18 protein-coding genes and 1 pseudogene are annotated in these 14,334 nt (G+C 34.0%); all 19 read left to right on the top strand.

Annotation, left to right across the window (positions count from 1 at the left end; translation table 11 throughout):
* Positions 1-88 precede the first annotated feature (88 nt).
* The 19 genes and pseudogenes from ACSSV9_RS06210 (at position 89) to ACSSV9_RS06120 (ending at position 14,320) form a co-directional block, all read left to right on the top strand.
* On the top strand, positions 89-691 hold the full coding sequence (locus tag ACSSV9_RS06210; RefSeq protein ID WP_437346372.1) for a TetR/AcrR family transcriptional regulator: 603 nt from the start codon (positions 89-91) through the stop codon (positions 689-691).
* 53 nt (positions 692-744) lie between these two features.
* Positions 745-1,155 (top strand): NifB/NifX family molybdenum-iron cluster-binding protein, encoded by a 411-nt coding sequence (locus ACSSV9_RS06205; RefSeq protein ID WP_437346371.1) that lies wholly within the window; start codon positions 745-747, stop codon positions 1,153-1,155.
* A gap of 9 nt (positions 1,156-1,164) precedes the next feature.
* Entirely contained in the window at positions 1,165-1,794 is a 630-nt protein-coding gene (locus tag ACSSV9_RS06200) for an FmdE family protein (protein WP_437346370.1), read from the top strand.
* A 106-nt stretch (positions 1,795-1,900) separates the two neighbouring features.
* Positions 1,901-2,650, top strand: a complete 750-nt coding sequence (locus ACSSV9_RS06195; protein WP_437346369.1) for a sulfite exporter TauE/SafE family protein — start codon at positions 1,901-1,903, stop codon at positions 2,648-2,650.
* Positions 2,647-3,726, top strand: a complete 1,080-nt coding sequence (locus ACSSV9_RS06190; protein ID WP_437346368.1) for a porin — start codon at positions 2,647-2,649, stop codon at positions 3,724-3,726. Before ACSSV9_RS06195 ends, ACSSV9_RS06190 begins: the two co-directional genes overlap by 4 nt.
* Before the next feature lie 31 nt (positions 3,727-3,757).
* Positions 3,758-4,360 carry an FmdE family protein gene (locus ACSSV9_RS06185; RefSeq protein WP_437346367.1) on the top strand — a complete coding sequence of 201 codons (603 nt, stop codon included), beginning with the start codon at positions 3,758-3,760 and terminating at the stop codon, positions 4,358-4,360.
* A gap of 262 nt (positions 4,361-4,622) precedes the next feature.
* On the top strand, positions 4,623-4,799 hold the full coding sequence (locus ACSSV9_RS06180) for a hypothetical protein (protein ID WP_437346366.1): 177 nt from the start codon (positions 4,623-4,625) through the stop codon (positions 4,797-4,799).
* A gap of 287 nt (positions 4,800-5,086) precedes the next feature.
* Positions 5,087-5,209 carry a hypothetical protein gene (locus ACSSV9_RS06175; RefSeq protein WP_437346365.1) on the top strand — a complete coding sequence of 41 codons (123 nt, stop codon included), beginning with the start codon at positions 5,087-5,089 and terminating at the stop codon, positions 5,207-5,209.
* 631 nt (positions 5,210-5,840) lie between these two features.
* Positions 5,841-6,188 (top strand): ArsR/SmtB family transcription factor, encoded by a 348-nt coding sequence (locus ACSSV9_RS06170; protein ID WP_437346364.1) that lies wholly within the window; start codon positions 5,841-5,843, stop codon positions 6,186-6,188.
* A gap of 353 nt (positions 6,189-6,541) precedes the next feature.
* Complete coding sequence (locus tag ACSSV9_RS06165; RefSeq protein WP_437346363.1) at positions 6,542-6,781, top strand: thioredoxin family protein; 240 nt, start codon at positions 6,542-6,544, stop codon at positions 6,779-6,781.
* A gap of 1 nt (position 6,782) precedes the next feature.
* On the top strand, positions 6,783-7,178 hold the full coding sequence (locus tag ACSSV9_RS06160; protein WP_437346362.1) for a thioredoxin family protein: 396 nt from the start codon (positions 6,783-6,785) through the stop codon (positions 7,176-7,178).
* A 99-nt stretch (positions 7,179-7,277) separates the two neighbouring features.
* The gene (locus tag ACSSV9_RS06155) at positions 7,278-7,979 is read left to right on the top strand and encodes a cytochrome c biogenesis CcdA family protein (protein ID WP_437346361.1); all 702 of its coding nucleotides are present in this window, start codon (positions 7,278-7,280) and stop codon (positions 7,977-7,979) included.
* A 1,148-nt stretch (positions 7,980-9,127) separates the two neighbouring features.
* Positions 9,128-9,822, top strand: a pseudogene (locus tag ACSSV9_RS06150) (damage-control phosphatase ARMT1 family protein).
* Between the two features lies 1 nt (position 9,823).
* On the top strand, positions 9,824-10,231 hold the full coding sequence (locus ACSSV9_RS06145; protein ID WP_437346360.1) for a hypothetical protein: 408 nt from the start codon (positions 9,824-9,826) through the stop codon (positions 10,229-10,231).
* Positions 10,224-11,867, top strand: a complete 1,644-nt coding sequence (locus tag ACSSV9_RS06140) for an NAD-dependent epimerase/dehydratase family protein (protein WP_437346359.1) — start codon at positions 10,224-10,226, stop codon at positions 11,865-11,867. The genes ACSSV9_RS06145 and ACSSV9_RS06140 overlap by 8 nt, the downstream gene beginning before the upstream one ends.
* Positions 11,868-11,903: 36 nt before the next feature.
* Complete coding sequence (locus ACSSV9_RS06135) at positions 11,904-12,245, top strand: oxidoreductase dimerization domain-containing protein (protein ID WP_437346358.1); 342 nt, start codon at positions 11,904-11,906, stop codon at positions 12,243-12,245.
* A 26-nt stretch (positions 12,246-12,271) separates the two neighbouring features.
* Positions 12,272-13,102 (top strand): Mrp/NBP35 family ATP-binding protein, encoded by an 831-nt coding sequence (locus ACSSV9_RS06130; RefSeq protein WP_437346357.1) that lies wholly within the window; start codon positions 12,272-12,274, stop codon positions 13,100-13,102.
* A 28-nt stretch (positions 13,103-13,130) separates the two neighbouring features.
* On the top strand, positions 13,131-13,526 hold the full coding sequence (locus ACSSV9_RS06125) for a rhodanese-like domain-containing protein (RefSeq protein WP_437346356.1): 396 nt from the start codon (positions 13,131-13,133) through the stop codon (positions 13,524-13,526).
* 2 nt (positions 13,527-13,528) lie between these two features.
* Positions 13,529-14,320 (top strand): sulfite exporter TauE/SafE family protein, encoded by a 792-nt coding sequence (locus ACSSV9_RS06120; RefSeq protein ID WP_437346355.1) that lies wholly within the window; start codon positions 13,529-13,531, stop codon positions 14,318-14,320.
* Positions 14,321-14,334: the final 14 nt, after the last annotated feature.

Below are 14,334 nucleotides of genomic sequence, written 5' to 3'. Positions count from 1 at the left end.
CATATCAAAAAATTATTTTTATTAAGTACTTGACAATAAAATTTAAAGATGTATTTTAGTAAGTGAGTGTTTACTTTTATGTAGAAAAATGGCAACAGAAAGATTAAATACAGAAACAAGACAAGCGCAGATAAAAAAAGCAGTACTTGATATCATTTCTACGGAAGGCATAGGAAAACTATCTACAAGAAACTTAGCTTCAAAAATAGGAGTTACCGAAGGCGCTATTTTCCGTCATTATTCTTCTAAAAAAGATATAATGTTATCAATACTTGAAGATGTAAAAAATGAGTTATTGGCAGCTCAAGAAGAAATAACCTATTCGGCCGATCTTAATGCAGAAGAAAAACTCTTCAAATTTCTTTGTAAGCATATTAAATATCTTGTCGAAAACAGAGGAATTACCATTCTTTTATTTTCCGAAGCTGCTCATATGAACGACTCGCAATTAAAGAGTGGCTTGCGAGATATTTTGCTTACACAAAAAGAATTTATAAGCAGAATTATTAAACAAGGTATGAATGAGGGACTCTGGGATAAATCGTTAAATATTGATAACGTTGCTACACTTTATATGGGAATACCAATTTCATTGAATATTGAAATGATTCTACAAAAAGTTGAACCAAAGAAAGAAAAATTTTGTGAAAAAATGATCTGCTTAATAAAAAGAGTATTAGAAAAAAAATAAAATTTTTTGTTATAATAAGTGAGTGAACGATTACTTATTAAAGGAAGCCTAAAATGAAAAATCAAAACATCAACATCGCTGCAGTTACCGATGATGGAGTTACTATAAGTCAACACTTTGGAAGAGCAAGATTTTATGAAGTGCTGTTTATCGAAAACGGTAAAGTCATTAAAAGAGAACGCCGGGAAAAACTTGACCATCATAATTTTGCGCGAGAAGCACATCATCACCGGGCTAATGAACTGCATGGTATGGATGAACATTCACATAATAAACACGTAAGTATGGCAGAAGCAATTAAAGATTGCCAGATTTTACTTGCACGCGGAATGAGAACCGGTGCTTACCAAAGCTTGATTCAATTAAATATAAGGCCAATTGTTACTGATATAAAAAATATTGATGAAGCAGTCCAGGCTGTTCTTAACAATACAATAATTGATCACACGGAAAAATTGCATTAGGAGGTTATTATGTTTCAATTACCAGAATGGAGCTTTGAATTTCATGGGCATCGATGCCCATTTATGCCAATTGGTTACAGAATGGGAACATTGGCTCTTGAAAAACTTGCTGTTGCAAAAAGTCTAAACCACGAAATGCATGTATTTTCTGAAATGGGTGTTGGCCATCCGCAAGGCTGTATGCAGGATGGAATTATGGCGGCAACTGGGGCAACTTTTGGAAAAGGTATGATTGAAAGATTGAACTACGGAAAAATTGCAGCAATTTTTTGGTACCCTGGTAAGAAAGATGCAGTAAGAATTTTTCTTAAAAACGAATTTCAGGATAAACTAGCACCTCACGAATTCTTTGAATATCGTAAACAAGGTATTGAGCCAACCGAAATTCCAGAGGAAATTAGAAAAGATATTATTGATATAGTCCTTAATGCTTCCAACGAAGAATTATTTGAAGTGACTATCTTAAAAGATTTTCACTATCAACCGGTTAAAGGTTCTTTCAATAAAGCTAAATGCGAAGTATGCGGTGAATATGTTTTTGAAAGGTACTTGCGTGTTAAAGATGGGAAGAAAGTATGTATCCCCTGTTCCGAAAGAACAAAGGAAGAAGTAATAATTCATTTACCAAATATTGGATAATAAAGTCATTACTAGGACCGAAATGAAGAAACTTTCCATTTGATTATAAAAGGCCGTTTCTCAAAAAAACTCGTTTGCAATTACTAAAGAAATCAAGAGAAAAAATATGTTATACCTGATTGTATCAATCTTAATATTTATTGTTTCCTTCGTCTTTGCTATGCTTGGCTTGGGTGGGGGTATGGTTTATGTACCTATCCTCAAATGGGCGGGATTTTCAATGAAGGAAGTAGCAATACCGCTTGGTTTATTATTAAATGGATTGAACACATTACTTGCACTAATACCGTACTCAAGAAAAAAATTAGTCGATTGGAAAGGCGGCGCAGCGATGGCAATTGCTGCGTTAATCTTTTCACCTATTGGGGCTTACACATCTCAGTTTGTTGCTGAAAAACCTCTGATGCTCCTATTCGCACTTGCAGTTATAGTGGCTGCAGTAAGAACTCTTTGGGCTTCAAATCAAAAAGAACCAGAAGAAGTAATGCCATTGAAAAAGCGTTCTTTAATTGGTAGCGGAGTTGGAGCTTTTGCCGGTTTTGCAGGTGGATTGCTCGGCATCGGTGGCGGATTTATAATCGCGCCAATATTGATGTGGATGGGATACAAAACTAAAGAAGCAGCAGCTACAACTGCATTTGTTGTTACATTCTCATCCTTCAGCGGATATTTAGGACACGCAGCCGAAGGAAAAATGAATTGGACTCTAACAATTCTAGTCGTGATTGCAGTGATTATTGCTTCACAACTTGGAGCAATGTTTATGTCAGGTAAAGCAAAACCAAAAATGGTCAAGCAAGTGTATGCTATTGTGCTTCTTGGAATAGCAATTAAACTGATTTTGGGTGTAATATGAAATTATTAGTCCATTTCATTACTAATTTAAAATCAGAGAGAAGATATAATTTATTTAAGCATATAAGATTACTCCATGCTACTCTCAATGATATAAGAATTTCAACATTGATAGTATATTTCATTTTTGGTCTATCACTATCGGCACAAAATACGGAACCAGAATTGCACGGTTACATTCAAACAAGATTCAGTACCAACTTTGATAATATGAATGATTTTATGATTCGTAGAGCAAAACTCTGGATTGATGGGAAAGCGCCCGAGCTGCAAAATGTAACTTATAAAGTTCAGGTAGTTTACCGTTCAGCTACTGATGAAAATTTATACCTACAGGATGCTTTTGTTGATATAAAATATAAAGTTGGATTTTTGAGGATTGGTAAGTTTGTTCCGAACTTTACTTTGCAAAGAATGCAATCCGATGCTTTTATTCCGGTATTAGAACGAGCAAATGTAATCAATAACTTAATCCATGGAGATAAAAGTTCAGCACGAGAAATTGGTCTTGAAGGTAATTTTGATTTGCTCAATTCAAATATGAAATTTAGTATCGGAATTTTTAATGGCAATCAGAAAACACCGGGCAGGAATATCAGCAATAAACTTCTTTACACCTCAAAAATTAGTTACAATATTTTTAACAATAAAGATGAACTTTTAACTATAGGGGCATCTTTTGCTTACAGATATTTAGATAATCAAATTTTAGCCAGGATATTTCCCCCACATGAATTTATAACTGGCAATGATTATCGTTATGGATTTCAATCAGAATTTAGGTTCAATAAATTTGAATTCCAGAGTGAACTTGTAAAAACAAATATTATCAATAAGAATGCTTGGGGATATTATGCCTATGCAGGATATTATCTATCAAAAAATTTTCAAATGCTGGCACAAATTGAAAAATATGATGATTTAATTCCCGAGACAAATAACAACGAATGGTATCTAATTGGTATGAATTATTACTTTACACAAAAAAATAAAATAATGGCTGATTTAAAAACTCAGTTTAATGAAGATGGTAATACATATTTTTTTCAAATACAGTATCAGATATTTTTTAATTAAATAAACGTTCATAAAAATAGGGAGTTATAATATGGTTAATCCAAAAGAATGGTTAGAATTTGGACAAAAGTTCCACGGACATAAATGTCCTGCAATGCCAATGGGGTTAAGAGTGGGCGCAGCAGCAATGAACAAGCTCGGAGTTGAAAGAGCCAAAGACGGACAGATACTCGCGTATGTTGATCTTGGCGAGGACCACTGTGCTACTTGTTACGCAGATGGTTTGCAGGTAATTATGGGAACTACTTTTGGAAAAGGCAACATCAAAAAAACACACAAAGGGAAATGGGCTGTTACAGTTGTAGACAAAGCAACTGGTAAAGCTGTACGTGTTACGCCTAAAGCAGAAGCAATGCTTGCAAACAAGCAGACTGACTTTTTCAAAGAGTACAGAGAAAAAGGAATTCCTGCGAGCCAGGTTCCTGATGAAGTTGTTGAACCTTTAATTCAAAAGGTTATGAATGCACCCGAAGAAATGTTGTTAAACATTTCCGAAGTGTTTGATTATAAACTCGAACCAAAGAAAGACAGCTTTAACGGATTCGTTTGCGAAGAGTGCGGCGAAATGACAGTCGAAGGATATGGAAGAATAAAAAACGGTAAACACGTTTGTATCGATTGTGCAGCAAAATAAAAGTTCATTAATAAACTGACAATAAACGGAGCGGCGTTGTGCCGCTCCACAATAATAAGCAATTCTAACGCTTCCTCACCAAAAAGTTCAAACATTTTGAGCAGAGGGACACAATTAAATTTTCCAATGAGTGATTTTTTTGATGTTTTAGGCACCGATTGGGAATAACCTGACTATCTTGGTTTTGCAGAAAGCAATGGTTTCACAAATTCAGTAGTTTCATTAGTAGTCTGCACAAAGTATTATTTTGTAAACGGCTGGTATGGGATGGCTGAAACCGTTTTCCATTTTGTACAGCTGGGTTGGTCCGGCTAATACCTCAGATTCAAAAACTGAATGGGGCTTTAGTATCGGAACTCGCTATGCAATTCCGCTAAGTGAAAATGTTGGGTTGGATTTATCTGCAAAGTATCAACACAATGTGGATAATTTGAGTTAATGGAATACTTATGTCAGTTTGATTCATAGGTTATAATTTTTTCAACAAACGGGTTGAACTTATCTGTCCACTATTACAATAAGAGTGAAATATATTACACATTCATTCACACAAACATGATTCTGAAACATCAGAAAAGAATTTGTTAATTATATAGCTCTAAACTTTTTTATAGCAAAAGCTAAAGTAATTGGCGAATTCATTTCCGGCAGTTTATCGCTCATTTCCGAAGTAATCCACAACTTAAGTATTGGTATTGAATAATCATTACCTACATTGCAATATGCTTGAGCAAAAAACCAAAATCTTTCAAATATACGTTTGGATTGAAACTAGCCGAGATTTTAGTGGCTATGTTAAATGCGAGTACACTTATCATAATCAGTTTTTTTAATAAAAGGAGCGATTGAAAGATTCTATAACCCACAACGAATAACCTGAAATATAATGCTGATTGTAACAGCAAAAGAATTAGCTGCAAACGTTATTGAAACGCTTTTACTTAAAAAAGGTTCGGAATGAAATTTAAATATCCATGCTGCTTATTTTCATTTACTTAGCGATGCAGTCTCTTCTCTTGCTGAAATTATCAGCGCAACATTTATAATCTTTTTCAAATTTTTATTGGATTGACCCACTTTTAACAATATTAATTTCTCTTTACATTCTTAAATAAACTTACGAAATAGTAAAAGAGACGGTTGATATAATTATGATTTCTATACCGGAAGGAATAGATTTAGATGAAATAAAAAATCTAATAGATGTTACTGAAAAGTAAAAAATATTCATCACGTTCATTTATGGAAATTGTATTATAACAATATTCATTTTGAGGCCGATATTGTAGTTACTAATATCTCTGTAAAAAAACCTCGGAGATACAAAAACAAATTAAACAAAAACTCCACAAAAAATATAAAATAAACCACACTAAACTTCAGTTTGAATATGTTAAACTTGGAGTTAAAAATATCCTCCAATAATTTTGAAGTTGACTTCGGTATACTTATATTTCGGTGTGTAACGAAGTATATTTTTATGAAAAGCTCACCAAATTTATTTAAAGTATTATCAGATAACAACAGGCTGCGAATAATAAAAATGCTCCAAATACGCCCATTATGTGGTTGTGAAATAATGAGTATTCTCAACTTAGCAGCATCAACAGTTTCACAACATTTGAGTTTGTTAAAAAAGACGGGCTTTATTATTGAGAAAAAAGAAGGGAGATGGACTAAATATTATATAAATAGCAGTGCGTCTGATGAGCGTATATTAGCAATTCTAACGACATTTGATTTTTGGATAGGTGATTTAAAGAGTGTTGAAAAAGACCGTGTGAAAGTAAGATCTATTAACAAATATGCTTTGTCCTGTAAAAAATAGTTCGTTTAATACCGAAGTATAATTCTTAATATAAAATGGAAATAAAATTAATTAATCACCAACGGAATTGTCAGCAAAAATTGAATCTGAGCCTGGTGAGAGTCAGATTCGAGAAACGGCTATCATCTTTGAGAATGAGGCTCATTAAAAGATGCCGTAATTGTTCGAATTACATATCGACTATGGCAAGTATGTTGGCATAGGAGTTGTAAACTTATTGGGCAACGGTACTTGCATTCATTCTGCATGTCAGAAGATTAGTCGGGACTGAAATAATAAAGCAAATTAAACGGACAACTGTCAAGAATACAACTGCAAATTCAATAACTATTTTACAAGGAGAAAAGTAAATTATGCTATCGGTAAAAGTTCTCGGTCCTGGCTGCTCGAAATGCCGGACGCTTGAAGCAAAAGTAAAAGATATAATAGCTAAGAATAATATTGAGGCAATTGTTACAAAAGTTGAAGATATTAATGAAATGATGAACTATGGAATAATGATGACTCCAGGATTGGTTATTAATGAAGAGGTAAAAAGCTTTGGTATTATTCCAAAAGATGAACAAATTTTAAAATGGTTGAACGGAGATTAAAATGAAGAAAGTACTATCATTAATATTGCTAATAACATTCATTACTACTCAGAGCTTTAACGCTCAATCAAAAAATTATAAAACAAATACATCAGACATTAAAAAAGAAAAAGTTACATTCATTGAATTGGGATCGGTCAATTGTGTGCCATGCAGAATGATGCAACCAGTTATGAAGGCTGTTGAAAAGAAATATGGCGACCAGATTAAGGTTGTTTTTTATGATGTGTGGACTCCGCAGCAGAAAAAATATGCTCAGATATATGGAATAAAATTAATACCTACCCAGATTTTTCTGGATGAAAATGGAAAAGAGTTTCATCGCCACGAAGGCTTTTATCCTGAAGCTGAGATTGACAAGATATTACAGAGCAAAGGATTGAAACCAAAAGGTTAAACATGACTACCATTGCTGGAGTGTTTGAGCCTAAGCAGTCTTGAAATATTAGAGATTACTACACCTGCAATAACAATATTAAATAAAAAAAGGGAAATAATGTTAGATAGTTTATTCGCAGCACTTTATGAAGCGATGATGGGGACAGCCTGGATTGCGGTACTTGCATCCCTTGGATGGGGAGTTCTCAGCATCCTGCTATCGCCCTGTCATCTTTCAAGTATTCCACTGATAGTTGGCTTTATAAGTTCTCAAGGGAAAATGACCGTAGGAAGAACGTTTAATATTTCACTTGTTTTCTCGTTGGGAATTTTAATAACTATAGCTTTGATTGGGTTTATTACCGCATCCCTTGGTAGATTAATGGGGGATCTCGGTACATTCGGAAACTATTTTGTTGCCGTTATCTTCTTTTTTGTTGGATTATACCTTCTTGATATAATAAAGTTAGACTGGAACAATTCTGTTATTAAACAAACAAAAACGAGAGGATTAGTTGCAGCGTTGATACTTGGTTTACTTTTCGGGTTGGCACTCGGTCCTTGTACATTTGCTTATATGGCACCTGTGCTCGGTGTTGTTTTTCAAACAGCACAAACGAATTTCATCTTTTCAATTTTACTCCTCCTTGCTTTTGGAATTGGACACTGTTCTGTAATAGTTGGAGCTGGAACTTTTACCGGAAAGGTTCAACAATATCTTAATTGGTCAGAAGGCACAAAAACAATTTTATGGACAAAAAGAATGTGCGGTGTTCTTGTAATACTTGGCGGTATTTACTTAATAACTAATGTTAGCTGAGATATAGGCTTCACAGGCAATAAAAAAATTTTGACTTGGACTCTTTGGCTGAAGGCATTATTACTTTTAACAAAAAATTTATGGTACTCTATTTTGATAAAACAACTGAAAAGATTACCGGCTCTGAAAAGTAGAAAGTTACTGACAAATGCAGCACGAACATTTTAGAATTCGAATACTACTTAGCAGAGTATCCTATTTCAAATGTTCTTCAGAATAGCAAAATATTTATAACATTAGCACATCAATTCAAAGCAACTTGCCTAATACTTTTAGATATGTCTGAATACCTCAACAAGGAGATGTGAAAAAAAGCTTACCAGATGGCTTAATAATTTCTTTTCTGAAAAATTACTATTCTAAATATGATTGATAGTTTATTGGAAAACGACAGGTTATTTATAGGTAGGAATGGGACTGTGTAAGAAACGAAAATTTATAGTCAGTACAGAAAAGCGAAAAGAAAAATGTTGGACGATTGTTTACTGACGATCCCCCAAAATATCTACAATTAAACACGGATAAATACCTTATTGAATCGAACAGTTTTTAATTTTGCTTTTTTATCTATAATATCTACAGAATTTCTTGTATCGGTAAAAGAATCAGAATTAATTATAATTTGCTCCTTGAATTCGTAAATAAGATACTGCTAAGAGGGAGATTATCTCTTCCTCGTCGTATACCGTTATTCTTGTCTCCACTTAATTAAGAGCTATTTATTTTGCAATATTTTCCAATAGATGCAATTCTATCTGTAACAGAAATTGCTGCTTTGTTTGTGTAGATTGGTTCTGGACTCCTTCCATCCCGTATTCTTTAATTAATAAAAAGATTAGTGCAATAATAAAATACACTTATTCAAACTTTGCATTTATGCAATGTTCTTTAAAATAATTCTTTGAAAAACAACTAAAAATCCAGGTGGATTTTTGGCATATAAATTGGCTATTAAGTTTGCAAATAAAGGTGATGCGTAAAATGTTTTTTGATCCGGCATGTGTACCCTGTATTATTAAACAAGCATATAACACTGCTAAGCTATTTACAAATGGGAATAAAGATTTACAACTTAAAATTATCAAAGAGGTATGCTCAGCAGCTTTAGAAATTGATGACGACTATAGTGCGCCCAAGTTTTCAAAAAAATGCAGTCAATAGTAGAAAAGTATTATGGCAAAGAAAATCCTTATGATAAAATAAAGGAAAATAATTTAAAGAAAGCCGAAAAGTATTACATGTTTTTAAAGATGATGGTTGAAGGGTCTAACGATAAACTCAATACAGCGATGCGTGCCGCTATAATTGGCAACATAATTGATCTTGCTGCAAATCCCGATTTCGATATTGAATATGAAATCAACCGAATTGCTTCCAATAATATAGATTTATCTGCTTTAAATAAATTCAGAGAAGATTACCTAAAAGCAGATATTATTCTTTATATCGGTGATAATTACGAAGAAGCATTATTTGATAAATTTTTAATAAACGTGCTGCTTCCCAAAAAGGTTGTTTTTGCAACACGCTCAAAGCCTGTTTTAAATGATATAACATTTGACGATGCATTACATTTGGGAATTGATAAACTCTGTAAAGTAATTGAAAGTGGTAGCACTATTGCGGGTACCGACTTGAGTGAATGCACACCAGAATTTTTAGAAATTTACAATAAAGCCGATATAGTATTGCAAAAGGGCAGGGTAATTACGAATCATTACTTAACGAGACTCGACCTATTTATTTTCTTTTCAAAGTTAAATGCGATGTAATTGCAAAAAGAAGTGGATATAATAAAGGAATGGAAGTTCTGCTTTATAATCAAACAAATAAATTGTTTTAATATGAAATCAATTAGTTATAATAAACTGTTGTCAGTTTTTCTCTGGCTTGTTGCTTTACATTCGTTGCTCGTAGGAATTGGATTAATAATTATGCCCGGTTCGCTTGTGGAGTTTATGGGATATACAAGTTGCAATGAAAGATTTTTTCGTGCGCAGGGTGGTGTTTTTCATATTGCAATAGCTGTAGGTTATGCATTATCTGCATATAATCCCAAACGTTTTGAATGCTTAATTATCTTTTCAATTATTGTAAAATTTATTGCTACCGTATTTCTATTAAGCTATTGGATATTTGTAACGTCTCTTGCATTAATAATAATATCTGGTGTGTCTGATTTCTTAATGGGAATAATTATTCTGTTTCTTTTCGATAAAACGAAGAATAGAGAAGAAATGAGTGATGAATAACAATCATTCAATCGTAATTACCGGCGCAAGTGGATTTATCGGTCGTACTCTTCTCGAAAGTATGAAAGATGAATTTACGATTTATGCTATTGCGAGAAGGTCGAGAAAGGAAGCGAATATCCCTTATCATAAAAATATAAACTGGATCCAATGCGACATTGCAGATAATCAGACGCTCAATGAAGTAACAAGATTTATAAATGAACGAGGTGGTGCGGATTTTGTAATACACCTTGCAGCGTTTTACGATTTCACTTACAAAGACAATATAGAATATCAGCGCACAAATATAGACGGCACGAAAAATACCTTAGAATTTGCAAGAGCCATCAACGTTAAAAGATTTTTATTTGCGAGTTCCCTTGCAGCATGCAACTTCCCGAAGGAAGGCGAGGCGGTAAATGAAAACTCCACGCCCGATGCAGATTTCGCTTATGCTCGAAGCAAAAAAATTGGCGAAAGCTTAGTAAAAACCTACTCAAATTACTTCCCATGTTCGGTTATAAGATTTGCTGCTGTTTACAGCGATTGGTGTGAGTATGCCCCCCTTTATAAATTTATTTCTAGATGGCTTTCTCGTAAAATTGATTCGAGAATGCTTGCTGGCAAGGGTGAATCTGCAATACCTTATATACACGTTCAGGATATTGTTTCTTTAATTAAAACAATAATAAAGAAGAGTAATGATTTGGGAAGATTCGAAATTTTTAACGCTAGCCCTGATGGTTCAAGTTCACACAAAGAATTGTATGAAATAACAACGTCTTATTTTTACGGTAAGACATTTAAACCTATTTACATTCCCAAACTCTTAGCTTACCCCGGCTTAGCATTCATAAAGTTGCTCAGGCATTTACATTTATTTTGTGAAGAACCGTTTGAAAAATTCTGGATGATAAAATACATCGACAAAAAATTGAACGTGGATGCAAGCTATACTCGTGAAAGACTCGGCTGGGAGCCGGCAAAAAGATATCATATAGCAAGGCGACTTTTGTTTCTGTTAGAAAAATTAAAAAGTCACCCGGATGAATGGCGATTGAAAAACGAAGTGGCAATGCATCGCGTTGCAAGAAGAATAAATCTGATCATTTACAAAACCCTATCCGAAATGAAGGAGGCGATACTGCAAATAATAATCTCGAAAATTAAAGCCCCTGAAAATCGATTAAAGTTTGAGCGTTACAATCAGTTGGACCCGGATGATTTCCAATGCTATATAAGCACACTTTACCATTTGCTTATGGCTACAGTACGAAGCGGCGATAGAAGTTTGATGATTCAATATATCGACGAAATTGCATTAAAAAGATTCGCTGAAGGATTCGAGCCCGCTGAAATCTGCGAAACACTATCAATTTTCAAAAAAGTTATTGTTAATGAATTGAATACAAAAAAAGAGTTGAAAAAAATTGGACAGGACATTTATGATCATATTGGTCTTACGCTTCAATTGGCGGAAGATGAAGTTGAAGATTTATATGACAGGCTTATTCAAAAAATGCCGACAGATAAAATTTCTGATGTGGCCTTACTACCCGATTGCAAAGAATTACAGAAATTGATTAGACAGTTAAGTGCTTTTTATCAAATTGCGCCCGATAATGTTAAACAAAACGAACATATTAACTCATAAATAATTAAAAAAAGGAAATCAATTCCAGAGGAGAAAATGATGCAGTACGATGTTGTAATAGTTGGAGGAGGACCTGCCGGTGTTACGTGTGCACTATCGGCAAAAAATACTTATCCAGCTAAATTACCGGGTGCTTCGGAAATTACTGTTAAATTAATTTTTTCGACTTACTCCCACACTTTAATGGGTGCACAAATTATGGGAGGCGACTCGGTTGGCGAGATGATTAACATAATTTCCGTTATGATATTAAATAAAATGACAGATATCGATATTAATAATTTACAGATAGGCACGCATCCTTTGTTAACGGCATCGCCTATTGCCTACCCTATTATTAACGCAACTGCAGATGCAATTAAGAAATGGTATAAATAATTATATGCATAATTAGGGGAGCTAAAATGACAGAGCAAGAAAAATTAAAAGCATTTGAAGAAGAACAAAAAAGAATTAATGAAAACATATCAAAAATAAAACATCGTATTGCTGTTTTCAGCGGTAAAGGTGGTGTTGGTAAAACAACAGTTAGCGTTAACATCGCTTACTCTTTACAGCTTGACGGGTTTTCAACCGGAATTCTCGATGCTGATATTACAGGTCCTAATGTCGCAAAAATGCTTGGCGTTGACAGTGAACTTATTGTTCTGGATTCAAAAATGATTCCTTTCGAAAAATACGGTACAAAAATGATTTCTATAGCATCCTTGATACGAAATGGACAGCCAGTTATCTGGCGTGGACCGATGAGATCAAAAGTAATAAATCAATTTCTTGCCGATGTTGAATGGGGTGAACTTGATTATTTAATAGCAGACCTTCCTCCGGGAACTGGTGATGAAATTTTGACTATTGCACAAGAAATGAAACCTGACTGTGCTGTTATTGTTACTACCCCTCAGGAAGTTTCTGTTATTGATGCAGAGCGAGCTATTAATATGGCTAAGGAACTTGAAATTCCATTTATAGGAGTAGTTGAAAATATGGCCGGCTTTGTTTGCCCTCATTGCAATGCGGTAATTGAAATCTTTGGAACTGGCGGCGGAGAAAAATTAGCGAATAAATATGAACTACCATTCCTTGGTTCAATTCCAATTAATATTGACGCGCGTATTCTTGGTGATAAAGGCAAACCTATTGTTCTTGAAAAACCAAAATGCGAAGTAACAAATGCCTTTAAATCAATTGTAAATCTGATTGAAGAACATTATAAAAAAGAAACAAAAATAAATTGACCATTTGCTGAAGGGGAAATAAGTAAGTATGAGTGAACTGGAAAAAGTAATCGTTAGCATGGACTTCTGGTTTTGGGGAACAGGCCAGCACAAAATCGATGCTGAATCATTTTTTAAAAAAGATGACTCAGTACTCTTGGATGTAAGGGCAGAAGAGGAAACAGCAACAATTAAACTAAAATTAAAACACCATTTTCAGGTAATAGAAATACCTTTTCATGAACTCCCGTCAAGATTAGGTGAATTGCCTAAGGATAAATTTATCGGCGTATTTTGTTCAAGCGGCGTCAGAAGCGCTATCGCATTTGCTTATCTTAAAAGTAAGGGCATTGAAAATGTTAAAATGCTCGACGGAGGATATACCCAGCTTATAGAGACTTTAATGCCGGGGAAGATCTTTAAGCATGTCTATAAGGAGAGATAAAAATGAATGTAATTTTGTTAACGCTAATCATTTTATTAATATCTGTTTTTATGACTATGACAGGACATGGTGGAGGTAATTTTTTTGTAATTACACTTATCCTATCGGGTACAGAAACGCATATAGCAGCAAGCACCGGACAGTTTATATTATTTACAGCAGCATTTTTTGCAATGCTTGTTTTCGGAAAGAAAAAGTTTGTTGAATGGAAGTTGGTCGTTTTTGTAGGAGTGCTTATAGGTGTTTCAGCCTTTATTGGAGGTTTCTTTTCAGATTATGTGGACGGAAGAATACTTAAATTGATCCTTTCAGCGTTCTTATTTCTAATAGCAGTTTTAATGTTGGTGCCAATTAACAAAGAGGTAGACCAAGTATTAAAAACTGGATGGATGTATTGGAATATTAAATCTTTTGACGAATCGGTTATCTATCCGCTTAATTTAATTTTAATTGTACCCGCTATATTTATATTTGGATTAGTAGCCGGTATGGTCGGCATTTCAGGTGGTTCATTCATTGTCCCTCTGCTTGTACTTTCATGTAACGTGCCAATGAAGAATGCCGTAGCCACTGCAAGTACATTAATATCAATATCGGCATTAACCGGATTTTTAGGGCATGCAGTCAAAGGTCATTTTGATTACCGTTTAGCAATTCCTCTTGCAATAGGCGGAGTTATAGGTGGTGTTCTTGGCGGTAGTATTGCCTTAAAAACTAAACCAAAAATGTTGAAGACTCTATTTGCATTTACAACATTTATTGCAGCAGTAATTATGGCGCACAATGTTTTTTAAAGTGAGAACACAGT

This window comes from Melioribacter sulfuriphilus (genome assembly GCF_051488685.1).
In the GTDB taxonomy this organism is placed as follows: domain Bacteria; phylum Bacteroidota; class Ignavibacteria; order Ignavibacteriales; family Melioribacteraceae; genus Melioribacter.
Note: the sequence above shows the minus strand (reverse complement) of the source record. Positions and strands in the feature narration are given on the sequence as shown.

Coding starts and splice junctions, on each gene's coding strand:
- ACSSV9_RS06190 (WP_437346368.1), top strand. CDS start 2,647: ATGAAATTATTAGTCCATTTCATTACTAATTTAAAATCAGAGAGAAGA.
- ACSSV9_RS06200 (WP_437346370.1), top strand. CDS start 1,165: ATGTTTCAATTACCAGAATGGAGCTTTGAATTTCATGGGCATCGATGC.
- ACSSV9_RS06140 (WP_437346359.1), top strand. CDS start 10,224: ATGAATAACAATCATTCAATCGTAATTACCGGCGCAAGTGGATTTATC.
- ACSSV9_RS06185 (WP_437346367.1), top strand. CDS start 3,758: ATGGTTAATCCAAAAGAATGGTTAGAATTTGGACAAAAGTTCCACGGA.
- ACSSV9_RS06120 (WP_437346355.1), top strand. CDS start 13,529: ATGAATGTAATTTTGTTAACGCTAATCATTTTATTAATATCTGTTTTT.
- ACSSV9_RS06130 (WP_437346357.1), top strand. CDS start 12,272: ATGACAGAGCAAGAAAAATTAAAAGCATTTGAAGAAGAACAAAAAAGA.
- ACSSV9_RS06155 (WP_437346361.1), top strand. CDS start 7,278: ATGTTAGATAGTTTATTCGCAGCACTTTATGAAGCGATGATGGGGACA.
- ACSSV9_RS06170 (WP_437346364.1), top strand. CDS start 5,841: ATGAAAAGCTCACCAAATTTATTTAAAGTATTATCAGATAACAACAGG.
- ACSSV9_RS06145 (WP_437346360.1), top strand. CDS start 9,824: ATGAAATCAATTAGTTATAATAAACTGTTGTCAGTTTTTCTCTGGCTT.
- ACSSV9_RS06180 (WP_437346366.1), top strand. CDS start 4,623: ATGGGATGGCTGAAACCGTTTTCCATTTTGTACAGCTGGGTTGGTCCG.
- ACSSV9_RS06125 (WP_437346356.1), top strand. CDS start 13,131: ATGAGTGAACTGGAAAAAGTAATCGTTAGCATGGACTTCTGGTTTTGG.
- ACSSV9_RS06210 (WP_437346372.1), top strand. CDS start 89: ATGGCAACAGAAAGATTAAATACAGAAACAAGACAAGCGCAGATAAAA.
- ACSSV9_RS06195 (WP_437346369.1), top strand. CDS start 1,901: ATGTTATACCTGATTGTATCAATCTTAATATTTATTGTTTCCTTCGTC.
- ACSSV9_RS06135 (WP_437346358.1), top strand. CDS start 11,904: ATGATGCAGTACGATGTTGTAATAGTTGGAGGAGGACCTGCCGGTGTT.
- ACSSV9_RS06165 (WP_437346363.1), top strand. CDS start 6,542: ATGCTATCGGTAAAAGTTCTCGGTCCTGGCTGCTCGAAATGCCGGACG.
- ACSSV9_RS06160 (WP_437346362.1), top strand. CDS start 6,783: ATGAAGAAAGTACTATCATTAATATTGCTAATAACATTCATTACTACT.
- ACSSV9_RS06205 (WP_437346371.1), top strand. CDS start 745: ATGAAAAATCAAAACATCAACATCGCTGCAGTTACCGATGATGGAGTT.